Here is a 1,952-nt window from a genome sequence, read left to right as displayed (position 1 = left end):
GAGATCGAGCTGCACGCCAATCCCGCCCTCTATGACCGCGCCCGGCTCGCAACACTCCGCGATGGCCTCGCCCGCATTCTGGAGGCCTTCATCGCCCAGCCCGCGCAGCCGCTCCGCGCCTATGCCGTGCTGGATGACGCAACCCTCGCGCAGGTCGTGCAGCGCTGGAGCGCGCGGGCGGAGCCGGTGGCGATCCGCACCTGGCCCGCGATGCTCGCCGCGCAGATGGCGCGCGACCCGGCGGCGGAGGCGCTGCGCTTCCGCGGCGAAAGCTGCACCTACGGGCAGCTCGATACGGCATCGAATACGCTAGCCCATGCGCTCATCCGGCGCGGGGTGGGGCCGGGCGACATCGTAGCGCTCGCGCTGCCGCGCGGCACCGCCATGGTGCGGGCGATGCTCGCGGTCGGCAAGGCCGGCGGCGCCATCCTGCCGCTCGATATCCGCCAGCCGGCAGCGCGGCTGCGCGCCACGCTTGACCAGGCAAGTCCGAAGCTGGTTCTCGCTGCCGCCGAAAGCGCCGAATGGCTCGCCGCCGCCGCTCTGCCCTCGCTCCGTCTCGACGATCCGGCGCTCGACGCGGAGATCGCGGCCGGGCCGCGCCACGCCATCGGCGATGCCGAGCGGATCGCAGCGCTGAGCCCCGATCATCCCGCCTATGTCATCTTCACCTCCGGCACCACCGGCGCCCCGAAAGGTGCTGTGCTTCCTCATCGCGGGCTACAGTCCTTGTTGGAAAGCCTGCTGCGGCAGGCAGATCTCGGCCCGCAATCGCGCATCCTGCAATTCTCCGCGCCGAGCTTCGACGTGATGGTCGCCGAGGTCATGATGGCCTTCGCTGGCGGCGGATGTCTCATCATCGCGCCGGAGGAGGCGCGCCACGGCGCGGCACTGGAGCGGATCCTCCGCGAGGAGGCGATCACCCATGCCGTGATCCCGCCGGCGGCACTCGCCGGGCTGGACCCGGCGCGGGTCGGGGCGCTGCCGGTCCTGCTGGTCGGCGGCGAAGCCTCGCCCCCCGCCCTGGTCGCGCGCTGGGCGCCGGGGCGTCGCATGATCAACGTCTACGGGCCGACCGAGACGACCTTCTGCGTGACGCTGAGCGAGCCGATGCAGCCGGGCGAGCCGGTGCTGCTCGGGCGGCCGATCCTCGGCGCCCGCCTGCTGGTTCTGGATGGCTGGGGCCGCCCCGTGGCACCCGGCGCGGCGGGCGAGCTGCATATCGGCGGCGCGGGCGTGGGCTTGGGCTATCTCAACGCGCCGGATCTGACGCAGGAGCGGTTCTACAGCGCGCCCGCCGATGGCGCCTGGTTCTTCCGCACGGGGGACCGTGTGCGCTGGCACGACCAGGGCATGCTGGAATTCCTCGGCCGCACCGATGATCAGATCAAACTGCGCGGGTTCCGCATCGAGCCGGATGAGATCGCCCGTCTGCTCGAACGCCAGCCCGGCGTGCGCGAAGCGCGCGTCATCGCCCGCCATCAGCCGCCGGCCGTGCCCGGCGATGCCGTCGCCGAAGCCGCGCCGCGCCGCCTGCTCGGCTATGTGCTGCCGCAAGACGGCGCCTCGCTCTCCGGCGCTGCCTTGCGCGCCGCCCTCGCCCGGCTGCTGCCCGATTACATGGTGCCCGCCGCGATCATGGAAGTCTCCGCCTGGCCGCTCACCGCCCATGGCAAGCTCGATCGCGCGGCGCTCCCCGAACCGAGCTTCCGCCCCCAGCAGATGGTCGCGCCCCGTACCCCGCTCGAAGCAAAACTCGCCGCCCTGATGGCCGAGGTGCTGCGCCTCGAAACCCTCAGCGTCGAAGACAGCTTCTTCGAACTCGGCGGCGATTCCCTCCTCGCCACCATGCTCAGCCTCCGCATCAAGGCCGAACTCGGCCACGAGATCGGCCTCGGCGATCTCTTCAACGCTCCCTCCCCCGCTCAACTCGCCAACCATATCCAGAATGA

At 71.6% G+C, this 1,952-nt stretch carries 1 protein-coding gene; it reads left to right on the top strand.

From position 1 onward, the window contains the following. Window positions 1–1,952: non-ribosomal peptide synthetase (locus ACYQ7X_RS17410; protein ID WP_459698339.1), on the top strand; the 1,952-nt coding region annotated here is incomplete at both ends.

Source organism: Acidisoma sp. C75 (assembly GCF_054665095.1).
This window is presented reverse-complemented; position numbering and strand designations above follow the sequence as displayed.